At 71.3% G+C, this 15,545-nt stretch carries 14 protein-coding genes; 13 read left to right on the top strand and 1 reads right to left on the bottom strand.

The window, feature by feature from the left end; translation table 11 throughout:
• Positions 1-4: 4 nt before the first annotated feature.
• From ACZ5ID_RS24240 to ACZ5ID_RS24185, 12 genes are all read left to right on the top strand, one after another.
• Positions 5-715 carry a DUF4097 family beta strand repeat-containing protein gene (locus tag ACZ5ID_RS24240; RefSeq protein WP_468901579.1) on the top strand — a complete coding sequence of 237 codons (711 nt, stop codon included), beginning with the start codon at positions 5-7 and terminating at the stop codon, positions 713-715.
• Positions 716-1,393: 678 nt separating this feature from the next.
• A complete protein-coding gene (locus ACZ5ID_RS24235; protein ID WP_468901577.1) occupies positions 1,394-2,518 on the top strand; it encodes a 3-deoxy-7-phosphoheptulonate synthase in 1,125 nt (374 codons plus the stop codon).
• Between the two features lie 113 nt (positions 2,519-2,631).
• Positions 2,632-3,954 carry an aldehyde dehydrogenase family protein gene (locus tag ACZ5ID_RS24230; protein ID WP_468901574.1) on the top strand — a complete coding sequence of 441 codons (1,323 nt, stop codon included), beginning with the start codon at positions 2,632-2,634 and terminating at the stop codon, positions 3,952-3,954.
• Positions 3,951-5,276, top strand: coding sequence for a phenylacetate--CoA ligase family protein (locus ACZ5ID_RS24225; RefSeq protein ID WP_468901572.1), 1,326 nt, complete (start codon positions 3,951-3,953; stop codon positions 5,274-5,276). Before ACZ5ID_RS24230 ends, ACZ5ID_RS24225 begins: the two co-directional genes overlap by 4 nt.
• Positions 5,273-7,000, top strand: a complete 1,728-nt coding sequence (locus ACZ5ID_RS24220) for a prenyltransferase/squalene oxidase repeat-containing protein (RefSeq protein ID WP_468901569.1) — start codon at positions 5,273-5,275, stop codon at positions 6,998-7,000. Before ACZ5ID_RS24225 ends, ACZ5ID_RS24220 begins: the two co-directional genes overlap by 4 nt.
• A 13-nt stretch (positions 7,001-7,013) precedes the next feature.
• Positions 7,014-7,460 carry a hypothetical protein gene (locus ACZ5ID_RS24215; RefSeq protein ID WP_468901567.1) on the top strand — a complete coding sequence of 149 codons (447 nt, stop codon included), beginning with the start codon at positions 7,014-7,016 and terminating at the stop codon, positions 7,458-7,460.
• The gene (locus ACZ5ID_RS24210) at positions 7,447-7,722 is read left to right on the top strand and encodes an acyl carrier protein (RefSeq protein ID WP_468901565.1); all 276 of its coding nucleotides are present in this window, start codon (positions 7,447-7,449) and stop codon (positions 7,720-7,722) included. The genes ACZ5ID_RS24215 and ACZ5ID_RS24210 overlap by 14 nt, the downstream gene beginning before the upstream one ends.
• Entirely contained in the window at positions 7,719-8,753 is a 1,035-nt protein-coding gene (locus ACZ5ID_RS24205; RefSeq protein ID WP_468901562.1) for a class I adenylate-forming enzyme family protein, read from the top strand. Before ACZ5ID_RS24210 ends, ACZ5ID_RS24205 begins: the two co-directional genes overlap by 4 nt.
• 68 nt (positions 8,754-8,821) lie before the next feature.
• Positions 8,822-9,562 carry an SDR family NAD(P)-dependent oxidoreductase gene (locus ACZ5ID_RS24200; RefSeq protein ID WP_468901559.1) on the top strand — a complete coding sequence of 247 codons (741 nt, stop codon included), beginning with the start codon at positions 8,822-8,824 and terminating at the stop codon, positions 9,560-9,562.
• Positions 9,563-9,629: 67 nt separating this feature from the next.
• Entirely contained in the window at positions 9,630-10,682 is a 1,053-nt protein-coding gene (locus tag ACZ5ID_RS24195) for a phenylacetate--CoA ligase family protein (RefSeq protein ID WP_468901556.1), read from the top strand.
• A 74-nt stretch (positions 10,683-10,756) separates the two neighbouring features.
• Positions 10,757-12,385, top strand: coding sequence for an aromatic amino acid lyase (locus tag ACZ5ID_RS24190; protein WP_468901554.1), 1,629 nt, complete (start codon positions 10,757-10,759; stop codon positions 12,383-12,385).
• Positions 12,386-12,437: 52 nt separating this feature from the next.
• Positions 12,438-12,935: an allene oxide cyclase barrel-like domain-containing protein gene (locus ACZ5ID_RS24185; RefSeq protein ID WP_468901551.1), complete on the top strand. Its 498-nt coding sequence runs from the start codon at positions 12,438-12,440 to the stop codon at positions 12,933-12,935.
• A 32-nt stretch (positions 12,936-12,967) separates the two neighbouring features.
• On the opposite strand, the gene ACZ5ID_RS24180 is transcribed toward ACZ5ID_RS24185, so the two are convergent.
• Positions 12,968-13,843 (bottom strand): helix-turn-helix transcriptional regulator, encoded by an 876-nt coding sequence (locus tag ACZ5ID_RS24180; protein ID WP_468901548.1) that lies wholly within the window; start codon positions 13,841-13,843, stop codon positions 12,968-12,970.
• A gap of 196 nt (positions 13,844-14,039) precedes the next feature.
• On the opposite strand from ACZ5ID_RS24180, the gene ACZ5ID_RS24175 reads away from it, so the two are divergent.
• Positions 14,040-15,452: an MFS transporter gene (locus ACZ5ID_RS24175; protein WP_468901546.1), complete on the top strand. Its 1,413-nt coding sequence runs from the start codon at positions 14,040-14,042 to the stop codon at positions 15,450-15,452.
• Positions 15,453-15,545: the final 93 nt, after the last annotated feature.

Genomic DNA, 15,545 nt, shown 5'->3' with positions numbered 1-15,545 from the left:
GGCAGTGGCTTTGGCCGCTCTCACCACCGGAGGGCTCTCCGCGTGTTCGACCCTCGGCGAGAAGAAGACCTTTGAGGACGAGGCCGAGGTGCACCAGAAGATCTCCGCGATCCGTCTCGACACCGGGAACGGCGGGGTGAAGGTGGACGCCTCGGCCGGCGTTTCAACGGCCTCCGTGCACCGCAAGGTCAACTACCTTGGTGACCGGCCAAGTAGCACCTCGTTCAGTGTCGAGAACGGCGTCCTGACGCTCTCCGGCTGCGGTAAGCACTGCGGTGTCGACTACGTCGTCAAGGTGCCGGCCGGTCTTCCCGTGACAGGAGGCACCTCCAACGGCGGTGTCACACTGACCGATGTCGGCAGGGTCGATGTGCACACGAGCAACGGCGAGATCGTGGTGAACAAGACGACGGGCCCGGTGAAGTTGCGTACGTCCAACGGTGATGTGGACGTCAAGGCCGCCAAGGGCGGCGGCATCGACACGCAGACGTCGAACGGCGAGGTGACGATCCAGACGGCCACCCCGCAGAACATCAGGGCCCGCACGAGCAGCGGCAGCCTCACGGTCACGGCCCCGCCCGCCGACTACCAGATCTCGGCGAACGACTCCCACGGCGAGAAAAGGGTGGCGTTCAGGAACGACCCGTCGGGCAAGTACCACTTGGATCTGTCGACATCGAACGGTGACTTGACTGTGGAGTCGGCAGGTCAGTGAGCTTCTTGAGTGAAGCCACAGCTCACAGCCTCGCGGCCGTCGCTCTTCCGTCCGCCCTCCACGAAGGCTTCGTCTTCGGCGCGGGCGGCGCGGGCGGCGCGAGCGGCGCGGGCTGCGAGGATGCTTTCGCTCTGACCGGTGGAGGCGGACTGGCCGGCAAAGGCTCAGGCGTCCGCGTTCGCCCTGCTCGTATCAGCCCGGAGCGGCGATGGAGAAGCGGCGCCGGGAGCGTCCCCGCACTCTGATTACCAGGATGCGTGCCCGGAATTCGCGAGTTCGAGGGAACCCCTCAGGAGGCCGCGCCGCTGAGCACGGGGGCGTGGCACTGCGGTGAGGTGGTGCCGGTCCCGTGACCCGGCCTGTCCGGGCGCGCAGCGGCACTCGCGAAACCCGAGGCCCCGTGCCGCAGCCAGTGCCCCCGTGCAGCTAAATGCACAACAACTTGCTGCACACGGCACGGGTGGCGGACAGGTTCGTAAGTGCGGCACGGTGATGAACGTGCTCGCCGAAGGGTCGCACCAGCACCAGCATCAGCACCAGCGCCAGGGCCGTCGACGTCGATGTCGCCGACCCGCTCCCACCTTCGGGGCAGCGCAGCCGGGGGATCCGAGGTCCGCCCGCCCGAATGATTCGTTTCCGACGCACAACCATGCGCTGAGCAGGACGAATTGAGGATCGATGCAGAGTCTTCGCACGCTGACCGAGGAACGAACCGACGTCGGGGCCGAACGGTCGGTGCCGACCGACGCCGTGGGCGGGCGGTACCGCACACATATCGCCAGCACGCCCGATGAAATCCTGCGTGCACTGCCGCTGACCGCTGCCGCCGAGCGTTCCGTGAGCGCCGGGCGGCTGATGATCCGTCATGTACTGAGTGGGCAGGACGACCGTCTGCTCGTCGTTGTGGGGCCGTGCTCGATCCATGATGTGGAGGCGGGGCTGGCGTACGCCAAGTCGCTGGGCCGACTGGCCGGGCGCCTCGTGGACGACTTGGCGGTCGTCATGCGCGTGTACGTCGAGAAGCCGCGCACCACCGTCGGCTGGACCGGGTTGCTCGCCGACCCGGCGTTGGACGGCAGCCTCGACCTCGACCGGGGGTTGCGTACCGCTCGTGAGCTCATGCTGAGGATCGCCCAGCAGGGTCTGCCCATCGCCACGGAGTGGCTGAGCCCGGCGGCACCCGCCTATCTGGCCGACCTGATCTCCTGGGGGGCCATCGGCGCGCGGACCGTGGAGAGCCAGGTGCACCGGCAGCTGGCCAGTGGTCTGCCCATGCCGGTCGGCATGAAGAACGGCAGCAGCGGCTCGGTGGGTGTGGCCGTCGACGCCGTACGCTCCGCGGCTGCGCCGCACGCGTACCTGGGCTTCGACCGGGCAGGCAGGCCGGTGACGCTGCGCACGAGCGGGAACCCCGACTGCCAGGTCGTCCTGAGGGGCGGCGCGGGCCGGCCCAACTACCGGCCCGAGGACGTGCGCGAGGCGGTGGAACGGTTGGCTGCCGCATCGCTGCCGACCGGCCTGGTGATAGACGCCAGCCACGGCAACAGCGGCAAGGACCACGAGCGCCAGGCCGAGGTGGCCCGCGAGATAGCCGCTCAGGTCGCGTACGGCGACCCGCACATCCGCGGCGTGATGCTGGAGGGCTTCCTCGTCCCCGGACGGCAGGAACTCGGCCTGGACGAGCCCGTGTTCGGCCAGAGCGTCACGGACGCCTGCATGGGGTGGGAGACCACCGTCGCCGTGCTGCACGACCTCGCCGCGGCCGTCCGCAGCCGCCGTACCTCCCGGGCCGACGGCCGGTGACCCGCCCGCCCCCCAATACTCCGTGACGCGCCGGAAGAACAGGAGAAGTGAGCGTGCTCGACATCCCCGCGCTGGGTCCCGCCGGACCTTACCGGACACGTAAACGCACCACTGTGGCGGACGCATCGGGTGTCCCGGCCCTCGAACTGAGCCTGGTTCCCGCCCTCGTCGTCTCCCACTGGATCGACCAACTCCGTGCCAACCCGCCCCTGCCGACCGCGGAGACGGTGGCCCTGCTCGGGAAGGCGGCCGATGTCTTCGAGGACCAGGAGATCCTGGGGGACGACCTGGCGACCCACGAGCGACGCGTGGCGCAGCTGACGGGCACGCCGCTGAGGGTCGTGCGCGAGTGCGACCGGCTCATCGTGAGCGCCCTGCGGGACGCGGGCCGGATGGCGTCCGTGTCGCGGCCCACGGGGTGTGCCCCGCTCGGCACGACCGTGGACGCCGCGCCTTCGGCGGGCGCCGCGTGGCGCCGGGCCGGCGATGTCTTCGCCGTACAGGCGGCTGGCAACAGCCCGGGTGTGCACGCGATGTGGCCGGAGGCGCTGGTGCTGGGCCACCGCGTCGTGGTCCGTCCCTCCCAACGGGATCCGCTCACCCCGTCGCGCCTGGTCAGTGCGGTGCGCACGGCGGGTTTTCCCGAGGGGCACCTGGTCCTCGCGCCGTGCGACCACACGACGGCGGACCTGGTCGTGGAGCGTGCCGACCGCGCCGTGGTGTACGGCGGGCACGCCACCGTGGATAAATACGCCGACCGAGCCGACGTGCGGACGCAGGGGCCGGGCCGATCGAAGCTCGTGGTGACCGCCGACGCGGACCGTGAAACCGGCCTGCGGCTCGCCCGGGAGGGCGCCCTCTACCACGCCGGGACGGCATGCACCGCGACCACGGGCGTCCTGGTCGAGCGGGACGCCGCATCCTTCGCCGCCGAGCTGGCCGCCGCCCTGGCACGGGTGGCGCCCGCCCCGCCGACGGACGACGACGCCCTTCTGCCGTGCATGCCGGCGGAGGATGCGGAACGCCTGGTGACGGCGGTAAGGGACCGGGCCGAGGGCGCGGTCGTCCACCTGGCACCGAGGGTGGAGCGACTCGGCGGACCCGGCTGCCTCGCGGCGATCACGCCCGCGGTCGTGGAACTGGCGTCCGCGAAGGACCCGCGGCTCTCGTACGAACTGCCCTTCCCCTGTGTGTGGGTCGCCCCCTTCGACCGCGGCGCCCCCGAGGTCCTCGACGGCTCCCTCGTGCTGTCGCTGCACACCGGGGACCGGGAGTTGCTCGACCACGCCCTCGACCTCCCCGGGGTCTCCAACGTGTACCGGGGCAGGCCCACCTCCTGGACCCACCCGGACGTACCGCACGACGGACACCTCGGCGCGTTCCTGATGCGCGCCAAAGGACTGGCCCACACCGACGGCATGAGGAGTGACACGTGAAAATCAATTCCCGGAGCGGTCTCGACTTCATGGAGCGGATCCAGCAGGAGGTGACCGCCCACCGCCGCGCGTCCCCCGCCGACGATGCCTACTACAACGCCAAATTGGCGGAGGCCTGGCAGCGCGCCCGGCAGACGCCCGCCTACGGATCGCTCGGCGCGTTCTCACCGCAGGGCTTCCAGGGCCTGCCGGTCACCTCCAAGGACGACCTCAAGGCCCGGCCCCTCGAATACCTGCGGGTACCGGTCGACGAGGGTTTGAAGTACTACCAGACCACGGGCACGACGGGCGTTCCCACCCCCACGCCCCGCACGGCCCGGGACATGATCGCCAACACCGTCTCCGTGGCCGAGGCCTGGCGCGGGATGCTGGCGGGCGGTGGTCACCGCGCGCTGATCCTGCTGCCCTCGGACATCGTCCCGGTGGCCGATCTCATGGTCGGAGTCTGTGAGTTCCTGGACGTCCCCCACGTCAAGGCCTACCCGTACACCACCGGAATCTCCGACTGGGACCGCATCGTGGGACTGTGGGAGGTCTTCCGGCCCACGGTGGTGTTCGTGGCGCCCGGTGTGCTCCTGGAGTTCTCCCAGGTCCTCAAGAGGCGTGGTCTGCTGCCGCGGCTGCGCGAATCCGTCGAACTCCTCATGCTGCTCGGCGAGGTCAGCACCCCCGAGCTGCGCGCCATGACCGGGTCGTGGTGGAACGCGCGTGCCTACGACGCGAGTTACGGCAGCACCGAGAGCGGCACGCTCGCCGCGTGCTGTGAACAGGACCGGCTGCATCTGCTGCGCAGCGCCAACTACTTCGAGATCGCCGACGAGAAGGGTGTCGTGCCCGCCGAGGCGGGCCGCGACGGCCGGCTCGTCGTCACCCCGCTGAACAACGACGCCCGCCCCCTGCTCCGCCTCGACATGGGCGACGAGGTGTCCCTGTCCGGCGGCTGTCCCTGCGGCGCCGATGCCCAGGTGGTGACCGTCCACGGCCGCGGCGGCGACGGTACGGAGATCAAGGGCAGCCGGGTGCGCACCCGCGATCTGGAGGGGGTGGTCTATGAGAGCCGGGACGTCATGGGCTATCTGATCGAGGTCGTCGAGGACGGCACGTGGGCCAGGCTGCTGCTGGAACGGGACCCGGGCATCGACAGGGACGCCGAGCCCGCCAAGAACGACCTCATCCAGCGGCGCACGGGCGAACGCCTGGGCTTCCGCTGGGACGAGGTCCGCTTCGTCAACCGGCTGCCGGCCACGACGAAGAGCGGCGGCTCGCAGAAGAGCTGGAAGCGCTCCAACTTCCGGGTCGTCGACGAGGGGGTGCCCGCATGACGTACGACGTGCTGCGGCGGTCCTCGGGCGTCGTCTCCGGGGACTCCGACCTGTGGTGCACCTACGCGGCCATACGCACCCTCGCGTGGCTCGGCCGCACGGGCGATCTGCCCTCTCCCGAGAAGGCCGCCGCCTTCCTCGCCTCCCGGCAGAACCCCGACGGGGGTTTCGCGTGGTCCGCCGGGATGAGTTCCGACGCCTGGGCCACCTACTACTGCACCCAGGCCCTGGCCGACCTGCCGGCGGACAGCCGGGGCGCGGTCCGCTCGTCGAGTTCGGAGTGGGTGCACAGTGCCGCGCACACGGACGGCGGCTTCGCGATGACGCCGGGGCAGGCGTCCGACGTGTGGGCGACGTACTACGCCGTACGCACCCTGGTGGAGATCCACGGGGAGCAGCCGCCGGAGGAACTGTTCGGCTGGCTGGCGGCCCTCCAGGCTAAGGACGGCGGACTGGCGTGGAGCCCTGCCCATGCCAAGGACGGCGCCTCCGACGCGCGGGCCTGCTACTACGCCGTCACCGCGTGGAGCACGGCCACCGGCGGCACGGGTCCGCTGCCGTGGGACCGTGAGCGGCTGACGAACTGGCTGAAGGACCGGCAGAGCGCGGCCGGGGGATTCACCTTTCAGGCGGGGGACGGGACGGACTGTCTGTGGGCGACGTTCCGCACGGTCAGCGCCCTGAGCCGGCTCGGCGAAGCGCCACGTGACGTGGACGGCTGTGTCGCCTGGATCAGGGACCGGGTGGGGCCCGGCGGCTCCTTCTCACGCTGGCCCGGCTATCCGGTGGAGGACGTGTGGGCCGCGTTCTGCGCGGTGGGCGCGCTGCGGGAACTCGGCGCCCGGCTCGACGACATCGACGACGGCGTGGTGGAGACGATCCTGACGTTCCGTACCGGGCAGGGCGGCTTCACCTACCGTGCCCCGCAGCTCGCGTCGGACGTCCTCACCACCTCCGCCCACCTCCTGGCCGGCCGCCTCCAGGGTTCGGCGGCACGCGACGCCCTGCGATGGACGCAGAGCTGCATGCTGCCCAACGAGGACGGCATCATGTATATGCCTGGGCGGGGGAGCGAGGTTCGGTGCACCCTGTGGGCGCTGTCCGCGGGGGCGTACGAAGACGACGCCTCCGCCCGCGCCAGGATCGCGGACTGGCTCACCAGCGCGATCCAGAACCCGGACGGCGGGTTCGGATACTGGGAGGGCCGCGCCCCCGACATGGTGTCCACCTGCTCGGCCGCCGAGATCCTGCACCGGAGCGGCGGGGACCATGCCGCCGCCCTGCGCGGCATCGCCGACTACGTGGCCGGTTGCGCAACGGAGCCCGGCCGGTACGCCAACGTGCCCGGCGGCCCGGCCACACTGCGCTCCACCCTCCAGGCCCTGCGGGCGCTGCGACGGGCCACCGGGGCCGAGAGCGACCGTGTCGGCGAAGCGCTGGCCCGGCACCGGGTGCGGGGCGGCGGCTACGCCAACGAGAACAACCGGGTCCCGGACCTGCTGAGCACCTACGAAGCCGTACTGACGGCGGACGCCTTCGCGCTGGAGTGGGACGCCGAACACCTGACGCGCTTCCTGGACAGCGTCCGCACGGCGCACGGCGGATTCGCCTGGACCCCGCTCATGCCGACGAGCGGCGGCCCCCTCGCCGACTGCCTGGGGCGGCGCCTGGAACTGCGTCTGTCGCCCGACCACCACCCCCTCCCGCCGCTGGCCCTCTCATGAAAGGCGCCCGACCTTGCCGACCGTCGAAGTGACCAGCAACCCCCTGACCCCCTCGGCGCGCCTCAAAGCCGCGCTGCGCCTCACCCGGTGGATGGCGGCGCACGGTTCGCGGGCCGCGCACGTCGTGGTCTCCTTCCGGACCGCCGAACCCATGGCCTACTTCGCCGGCGGCATGCCGCTGACGGCGTACGAGGACGCCAGCGAGCCGGAAAGCCGGGCACGTTGGGCCTCTGTCGTCTGCCGCATCCACCCCGACCGCGACCACGCGTACTGCGACGAACTCGCCTCTGAGGTCGCGGAGGCGCTCGGTGTCGAGCGGGACGGGGGTCATCTGACGGTCCGGTTCGAGCCCACCCGGCCCGACCGGGTGTTCTACCTGCACGAGGGAACGATCACGAGCGGCGCACCCGCGACGGTCGGCCGCGACACGGAGAAAGGACTCCAGCATGCCCGCCCCTGACCAGAACGAGATCAGCGCCCGCATCGAGAACGTACTCGCCAAGCGCTTCGGCGACGCCGTCCGTTCACTGCCGCCCCAGGCGGACCTGTCCGACGCGTTGCCCGGCTTCGACAGCCTGGCGGCCCTCGAATACGTCACCGCCGTCGAGGGCGAGTTCGGCATCGAGGTCGACTTCGTCGGAGATGACGTCCGCTACTGGTTCAGCACGCTCGACCGGACCGCCGAGTACGTGCGCGACCGGGTCGAGGACCAGGCGGCATGACGAAGCCGGTGGCCCGTGCGGCGGTCCCGGGGGCCGGCCGGGACGAGATGGCCTTCGACACGTCGGGCACCACGGGCGCCGCGCGGCGCTGGCTCCGCTCGCCCCGGCAGATGGAGGCCGAGGTCGAGCTGGTGGGAAGCCGTCTGATCGGACCGGTGGACCACGTGATCAACTATGCGCCGCCCCGGCATCTGTTCGGCGCCCTGTTCGGCCAGTGGCTGCCTCGGCGCGCGGGGGTCCCGGTCCACCAGGCGTGGACCGACCCCTTCGCGCCCCCGCCCGTCCCCTCCGGCGCACGTGTCCTGGTCGTGTGCGTCCCGATGGCCTGGAACCTGCTGCACCGCTACCGGCCGGCACTGGAGGGGGCGCGCTCGGTCGTCGCCCTGCACAGCGCAGCCGCCCCGCCCCCGTCGGCCCACCGGCTCGTCCACCGCGCGGGCCCCCTGCTGCGCGCGTACGAACTCCTCGGGTCGACCGAGACCGGAGGCATCGCCCACCGGCCGCTGGCCCCCGAGGGACGCGCCGCGGCGCCGTGGCAGGCACTGCCCGATGTGACGCTGCTGCGGGACACCGACGCGCCCGGACCGAAGCAGCGCCTGGTGCTCAGCAGCCCGCGCCTGGCCCGCCCTTCGGACGCGGCCCGGCCACCGGCCCGGTGGTGCACCGGCGACCTGGTGGAGTTCACCGGTGACCGCGGCTTCCGGCTCGTCGGCCGTGACAGCTCCCTGATCAAGGTGAACGGCGTGAAGGTCCATCTGGACCGGGTGGACGAGCAATTGAGGACCCGGCTGCCACAGGCCGACTGCGTCGCGCTGCCACGGCCCGGCGACCCGCTCGCCGGAGAGGGCTACGCGATCTTCTGGTCCTGCCCGCACGGCGCGGTGGACGCGATGGCCGTCCGGGCGGCACTGCGAGACGTTCCGAGCCCCTCGGAAATCGTCGAACTGGCGGCCATACCGAGGACCGTCAGCGGAAAACCGGACCGGGCCGCCCTGCTCGCGGCGCTCCGGTCGCGCCCCGCCCCCCTCTGAGGAAGCGGCCGACCCCCCCTCTCGAACGGTACATACCAGGAGGTTCAATCCTGTCCAGGCTCATCGTAGTGACCGGCGCCAGCGCCGGCATCGGCAAGGCCACGGCGAAGCGGTTCGCCGAAAACCACGACAAGGTGCTCCTGATCGCCCGGCAGGAGAAACGGCTCACCGAGGCGGTACGCGAGATCGAGTCCGCCGTGCCGGGAGCCGATGTCGAGCCGCTCGCCCTCGACATGTCCGACCCGGGCTCGACGGACGTGCTGCGGGACCGGGTCAAAGCGACCGGACTGCCCGTCGCCGCCCTGCTGTGCTGCGCGGGCGCGGTGCCGCCGAGCGGCGACCCGGACACCGATGGCATCGGGTCGGTCCTCGCGGAGTGGCAGGACGCGTACCGCTCGAACGTGCTGACGTCCGTCGTCGCCGTGGAATCGCTGGCACCCCTCCTGGCCGACGGCGGCGGCATCGTCCTCTACAGCTCCATCGCCGCGTACCGAGGATCCGGCGGGACGGGCGGATACGGCGCCGCGAAGGCCGCCCTGCACTCGTACGTCCACCTCCTCGCGACGCGCCTTGGGCCACGCGGCATCAACGCCAATGCCATCGCGCCGGGCTACGTCGCCGGTACGGACCTGTTCGGCGACGGCCTCCCCGCCGCACGGGAGAAGAGTCTCGTCCGCCAGACCACGCTGGGACGCGCGGGAACTCCCGCGGACATCGCGGAACTCGGCTTCTACCTGTGCTCGCCGCCCGGCGGCTACATCACCTCGCAGATCCTGCAGGTCAACGGCGGCTCGAACCACGGAACCTGATGACCGGCCAAGTTCTGGCAGCAGCGTTTGCGACACCCGAACACGACGGAGAAAGCACGGTGACACCATGAACGCCCGCGAACAGGCCGACGCCCACATCCGAGCCATGATGCGTTGGCACTTCGATCCGGCGACGGGCTCGCGGTTCTGGCTGGAGCGCCGCGACCGACTGGGTTTCGACCCGGTAGAGGACGTGCGTCGCGTCGACGACCTGCTGAGGTTCCCCAACCTGGTCGACGAACTCCGTGACGTCCCGGTCGAGGACCTGATCCCGCGCGGCCTGAAGGCGACGGAGCGGGTGCTCGCGGTATACGAGAGCGGCGGCACCACCGGAGCGCCCAAGCGCTTCGTGATGTTCGAGGACTGGTTCGACCAGTACATGGAGTGGGAGAACGCCCACTACCGCGACGACGGCACCGGCCACGCGCTGGCGGTGGCGCCCAGTGGCCCCCACATGCTCGGCGAGTACTCCCGGCGGATCGCGCAGGCGAGGGGCGGCATCCGCTTCTCCATCGACCTGGACCCGCGCTGGGTGAAGCGTCTCATCGCCGCCGGTGACACCGCGGGCGCGAGCGCCTACGTCGACCACCTCGTCGACCAGGCCGAACTGGTCCTGCGATCCCAGGACATCGCGTTCCTGATCACCACACCACCCCTGCTCGCGCGGATGGCGGAACGGCCCTCGGTCCGCACACTGATCCAGGACAAGGTGCGCCTGGTGCTGTGGACGGGAGCGCACATGGACGCCGACACCCTGGACTACCTCGCCACGGAGCTCTTCCCCAAGGTCCGGTTCAGGGGCTCGTACGGCAGCACCTCCGTCCTCAGCGGCACGGTGGAGCGCCCCGACCCCGAGGGCACGGGCGGGACGGTCTTCGACTCCTACGCCCCCTTCGTCCTGTACCGCGTGGTGGACCCGGTCACCGGCGAGCCGGTCCCGTACGGGTCGGAAGGGGCCGTGGTCATGAACCACCTCACCCGGTACGGGCTCGTGCCCAACAGCCTGGAACGCGACCTGGCCACGCGGGTCCCCAGCCCCACCGGAGTCGGGGACTCCCTGAGGGACATCCATCCCGCCGCCGAGGTGGACGGTCAGAAGATGATCGAAGGCGTCTATTAGAGCGCCGTCCCCTGTCCTGCCTGTCCTCGATCTCGAACCCGACTCCGACTCCGCTCCGGAAAGGAGCCGCATCCATGCCACACGCACCCACGCCCCGGCACCTGGAGATCGACGGCGAGGGCCTGTCGCCCCGCTCGGTCGCCGCGGTCGCGCGCCGCGCGGGCGGCGGGACGCGGGTCACGCTCGGCGTGGCCGCCGTCAAGCGGATGAACGCCTCTGTCGGTCTCAAGGAGACCCTGCTGGCTCAGGAGATCCCCATCTATGCCGTAACCACGGGCTTCGGGGACAGCTGCGTCCGGCAGATCTCGCCGGACAAGGCATCCGAACTCCAGCGCAACCTGGTGCTCTACCACCTCAACGGCACGGGACCGGCAGCCGTGCCGGCGGTCGTCAGGGCGGCCATGCTGATCCGGGCCAACGCGCTGGCCCGGGGAGTCTCGGCGATCCGGCCCGAAGCGGTGTCGACCCTGCTGGAGTGCCTCGACCGGGACGTCCTGCCCCTGATCCCGGAACGCGGCTCGGTCGGCGCGAGCGGAGACCTGGTCCCGCTGTGCTACCTGGCCGCGGCGCTGATCGGCGAGGGACAGGTGCTGCACCGCGGCACCGTGCGCCCGGCGCTCGACGCACTGCGCGAGGAGGGCATCGAGCCGCTGCGGCTCGGCCCCAAGGAGGGCATCGCCCTGATCAACGGAACCTCCTTCGCCGCCGCCTACGCCGTCCTCGCCGCGGCGGACGCGCGGGAACTGGCCTTCACCGCCGACCTGGCGACGGCCATGACCATGGAGGCCGTGCACGGCAACGCGTCCGCGTTGCACCCCTTCATCCACGCGAACAAACCCCACCGCGGGCAGGTCCGGTCCGCGGACACCATCCGCACCCTGCTCGCCGGCTCGCGCCTCGCCACCTCCTTCGACGAGATCCTGGTGCGCCGGGAGAAGCTGGACGGGCAGAGCTACCTCCAACTGAACGAGCGCATCCAGGACAAGTACTCGGTGCGCTGCGCTCCGCAGATCGTCGGCATCGTCCGCGACACGCTCGACTGGACGGAGGAGTGGCTCACCACCGAGATCAACTCCGCGACCGACAATCCGCTCTTCGACGCCGAGGAGTCCGGCCTCCATCTCGGCGGCAACTTCTACGCCGGGCACGTCGGGCAGGCCATGGACAGCCTGAAGACGACGGTCGCCAACCTGGCCGGCCTGCTCGACCGTCAGCTGGCACTCGTCGTGGACGAGAAGTTCAACGAGGGTCTGCCGGCCAACCTCGTCGTGGCGCGTGGCCCGGACGACCCGGAGGCGGGACTGCACCACGGCTTCAAGGGCATGCAGATAGCGGCCTCCGCCATCACCGCCGAAGCCCTCAAACAGACAGGGCCGGTATCGGTGTTCTCGCGCTCCACGGAGTCGCACAACCAGGACATCGTCAGCATGGGCACCATCTCGGCCCGCGACGCGCGCACCGTCAACGGCCTGGTGCGCGAAGTGGCCGCCATCCACCTGCTCGCCCTGGCCCAGGCGATCGAGCTGCGCGGCGTCGAACGGGCGTCGCCCGCCATCCGCGCGGTGCACCGACTCATCAGGGAGCACAGCGACTTCGTCTCCCACGACCGCCGACTCGACCAGGACATCGTCTCGGTCGCCCGGCTGATCGAGACGGGCGCGCTGCGACGCGCCGCGGGGTTCGCGGACGACGACCCCGCCTGAAACCGACCGGAGCACCGCGATGCGGCGGTGCACGACCGAGGAGTTCCTCCCCATGATCAAAGATTCCCTGCCCAGGAAGAAGCTCGCCCTGTCCGGCGCCGTGGGCGCCGCGGTCCTGGCCCTGGGCGGCTCCGGTGTGCTCACCTCTCCCGCGCAGGCCGTGACCGAGCCGCGCACCCCCAGGATCCTCGACCTGGCCATCGGCAACGACGGAGTCGTACGGACCGATGTCGGCGCCCCCGGCCTGAGCGCCGGAGACGAATTCGTCTACTCCGACAAACTGCTGCGCGACGGCAAGCAGATAGGCGAGGACGGCAGCTCCTGCCAGGTGACCAAGGTGGACGGCGCCAAGACGACCACCAACTGCGTGCTGTCGCTGCAACTGCCGGACGGGCAGCTCACCGCGCAGTCCTTGTGGACCGAGGGCACCGACACGGTCCGGATGGCCGTGACCGGCGGCACCGGGGCCTACCGAGGCGCCTCGGGCGAACTGACCTGCAACAACATCCAGACCCCGCACGAGACGTACCACATCGTCCTGGACCGGTGACCGGCTTTCGCCGCTCCATCACGGCGTGGGCGTCAGCTCTCGTGCCGTGGCGCGTAGTTGGTCTGTTCGCGGGGACTGGCCATGTCGAGGAGCAGCATCGCGTCGTGGTCGGGGGTGCCGGGCATCGCCTGGTAGGTGACGAGGCGCTGGCCGTCCGTACGGAAGATGGCCATCACCTCGAAGTGCAGACACATCGGACCGACCTCCGGGTGCTCGAAGTGCTTCTCGCCACCGCTGCGCGCCTGCACGTCGTACCGCTCCCACAGCCGGGCGAACTCCGGGCTCTTGACCACCAGTTCGCCCACCAGCTGGGCCAGGGCCGGCATGTCCGGGTCGGCGCCCGCCATCGCCCGGAGGTGGGCGGCGCTGTGTGCCGCCATCCGATCCCAGTCGCGGTACAGCTTGCGGCCCATGGGGTGCAGGAACATGTAACGGGTGATGTTGCGCTGCTCCGGCGGCCAGTCGGTGATGCCGGGGAAGAGGCGCAGACCGGGCCGGTTGGCGGCCAGCAGGCCGTTGACGCTGCTGACCACGTACGCCGGCGACGGGCGCAGGGTCTCCAGCATGACGCGGACCGACTCCCGCACGGTGTGCGCCGGGTCGGGGGAGGGCGCCGGGGCCTGGCCCGCGGCGAGCGCCACCAGCTCGTGCAGGCGTTGCAGCGCGTCGGCGGGCAACCGCAGGGCCTCACCGAGCGCGGCGACGACCGCGGGCGAGGGCCGGGTCTCGCGCCCGCGCTCCAGCCGCGTGTAGTAGTCGACGCTGACCCCGGCCAGCGTCGCCAGCTCCTCGCGGCGCAGCCCCGGGATACGGCGGATGCCGGTGCCCGGCCGGAGCCCTACGTCCTGCGGACGGATGCGCCCCCGCCGGGCGCGCAGGAACCGTCCCAACTCGGTGCCTTCACTCATCGGTCCATTGTCGCAAAGGTCGTCGCGGGGAGGGGGGCCCTGTCAGGGCCAGGAACACCGTTCCCCCGCACGGTCCGGTCTGCCGGGAGCCACGCGTTCCGGGAAGGCTGGTGGCGACCGCCACGATCCCGCTTTCCGATTTTTCCGCCGCCGAGTCCCTGTCCGGCAGGGACGGCACAGTGAGGAGGAGTACCCGATGAGCGTCACGCGATCCGGGCCAGGCACGTGGCAGAAGGCCGGCGCGGAGGCCCCGGACGGGCCAGGACCGGCCGGCTCCGCGACCGCGGTCCTGGCCGCCGCCGTCCTCGGCTTCTTCGTGATCACTCTCGATGTCTCCGGCGTCAACGTTGCGTTGCCCGCCGTAGGGGATGACCTGGGAGGTTCCCTCTCGGGCCTCCAGTGGGTGGCCGACAGTTACACGCTGATGTTCGCGGCGCTGATGCTCTCCGCGGGCGCGCTCTCGGACGCGGTCGGCGCCCGGCGCGCCTACGGCTGGGGTCTCGCCGTGTTCACCGTCGCCTCGCTCGCCTGTGGTGTGGTGCCGACGCTGGGGGCGCTGACGGCCGCCCGGGTGGTGCAGGGGAGCGCGGCAGCCGTGATGGTGCCCGCCTCGCTGGCGCTGATCCGGCAGGCGTTCCCCGACCCGCAGGCGCGGGCCCGGGGGATCGCGCTGTGGACGGTGGGCGGCGCTGTCGCCATCGCCGCGGGACCCGTCCTCGGCGGGCTGCTCACCACGCAGTGGAGCTGGCGCGCGGTGTTCTTCCTCAACGTGCCCGCCGGTCTGGTCGCCTTCCTGATGCTGCTGCGGGCCGGGCCCTCCCCGCGCCGTCCCACCGTCTTCGACCCGCCGGGGCAGCTCACGGCGGTGCTGACGCTGGCCGGACTGACCTTCGCCGTGATCGAGGGCGGCCACCACGGTTTCACCGCCACCGTTCTGGCGGCGGCCGGGATCGCGGTGCTCGCCGGTGCCGGGTTCGTGGCCGTCGAGGCACGGCGGCGCTCGCCCATGCTGCCTCTGGGACTCTTCCGGCAGCGAGGTGTGAGCGTGCCGGTCGTCGCGGGCTTCGCCTGCAACGCCGCCTTCTACGGCGGAGTGTTCGTGCTGAGCCTGTTCTTCCAGGAGCAGCGCGGGCAGTCGGCCTTCTCCGCCGGGCTCATGTTCGTGCCGATGGCGGTGATCACCGCCAACTTCAACTACCTCTCACCGAGGGCGGTTTCCCGCTTCGGGCCGCGCGCGGTGGTGGTCGCCGGACTGCTGGTCGGGATGGCCGGTTGCTGCGGGCTGGCCGTTGTCGGCCCCGGCACGCCGTGGTGGCTTATCGCCCTGCCGATGATTCCGCTGGGCATCGGCGGCGCCCTCGCCATGCCGGCGCTGACCTCCCTGATGCTCGACAGTGTCCCCGCCGAGCGGGCGGGCACCGCGGCGGCCTTGCTCAACACCAGCCGCCAGATGGGCGGAGCGCTCAGCATCGCCGTCTTCGGCGCGCTCCTCGCGCGCGACTTCGCGCCGGGCATGCGCGAGAGCCTGCTGCTGGCCGCCGCGCTGCTGGCGGTCAACGCCGTGGGCGCGGCTGCGCTGCTGCGAGGACGTGAGGAGGACGCGGTCTGACGGGCGTGCCGGTTGCGGGGGGGGGGGGGGGGGGGGGGGGGGGGGGAGGAAAGAAAAGAAGGAGGGGCGGCGCCCGCTCCTTTCCCGTTGCTC

This window comes from Streptomyces sp. NPDC031670, from assembly GCF_055580545.1.
The sequence above is the reverse complement of the archived record's forward strand: the minus strand, read 5'-3'. Positions and strand labels throughout refer to the sequence as shown.

Excerpts from the sequence above, each read along its gene's own strand:
- ACZ5ID_RS24210 (WP_468901565.1), top strand. The coding sequence starts at position 7,447 with ATGCCCGCCCCTGACCAGAACGAGATCAGCGCCCGCATCGAGAACGTA.
- ACZ5ID_RS24190 (WP_468901554.1), top strand. The coding sequence starts at position 10,757 with ATGCCACACGCACCCACGCCCCGGCACCTGGAGATCGACGGCGAGGGC.
- ACZ5ID_RS24205 (WP_468901562.1), top strand. The coding sequence starts at position 7,719 with ATGACGAAGCCGGTGGCCCGTGCGGCGGTCCCGGGGGCCGGCCGGGAC.
- ACZ5ID_RS24175 (WP_468901546.1), top strand. The coding sequence starts at position 14,040 with ATGAGCGTCACGCGATCCGGGCCAGGCACGTGGCAGAAGGCCGGCGCG.
- ACZ5ID_RS24195 (WP_468901556.1), top strand. The coding sequence starts at position 9,630 with ATGAACGCCCGCGAACAGGCCGACGCCCACATCCGAGCCATGATGCGT.
- ACZ5ID_RS24180 (WP_468901548.1), bottom strand. The coding sequence starts at position 13,843 with ATGAGTGAAGGCACCGAGTTGGGACGGTTCCTGCGCGCCCGGCGGGGG.
- ACZ5ID_RS24185 (WP_468901551.1), top strand. The coding sequence starts at position 12,438 with ATGATCAAAGATTCCCTGCCCAGGAAGAAGCTCGCCCTGTCCGGCGCC.
- ACZ5ID_RS24220 (WP_468901569.1), top strand. The coding sequence starts at position 5,273 with ATGACGTACGACGTGCTGCGGCGGTCCTCGGGCGTCGTCTCCGGGGAC.
- ACZ5ID_RS24235 (WP_468901577.1), top strand. The coding sequence starts at position 1,394 with ATGCAGAGTCTTCGCACGCTGACCGAGGAACGAACCGACGTCGGGGCC.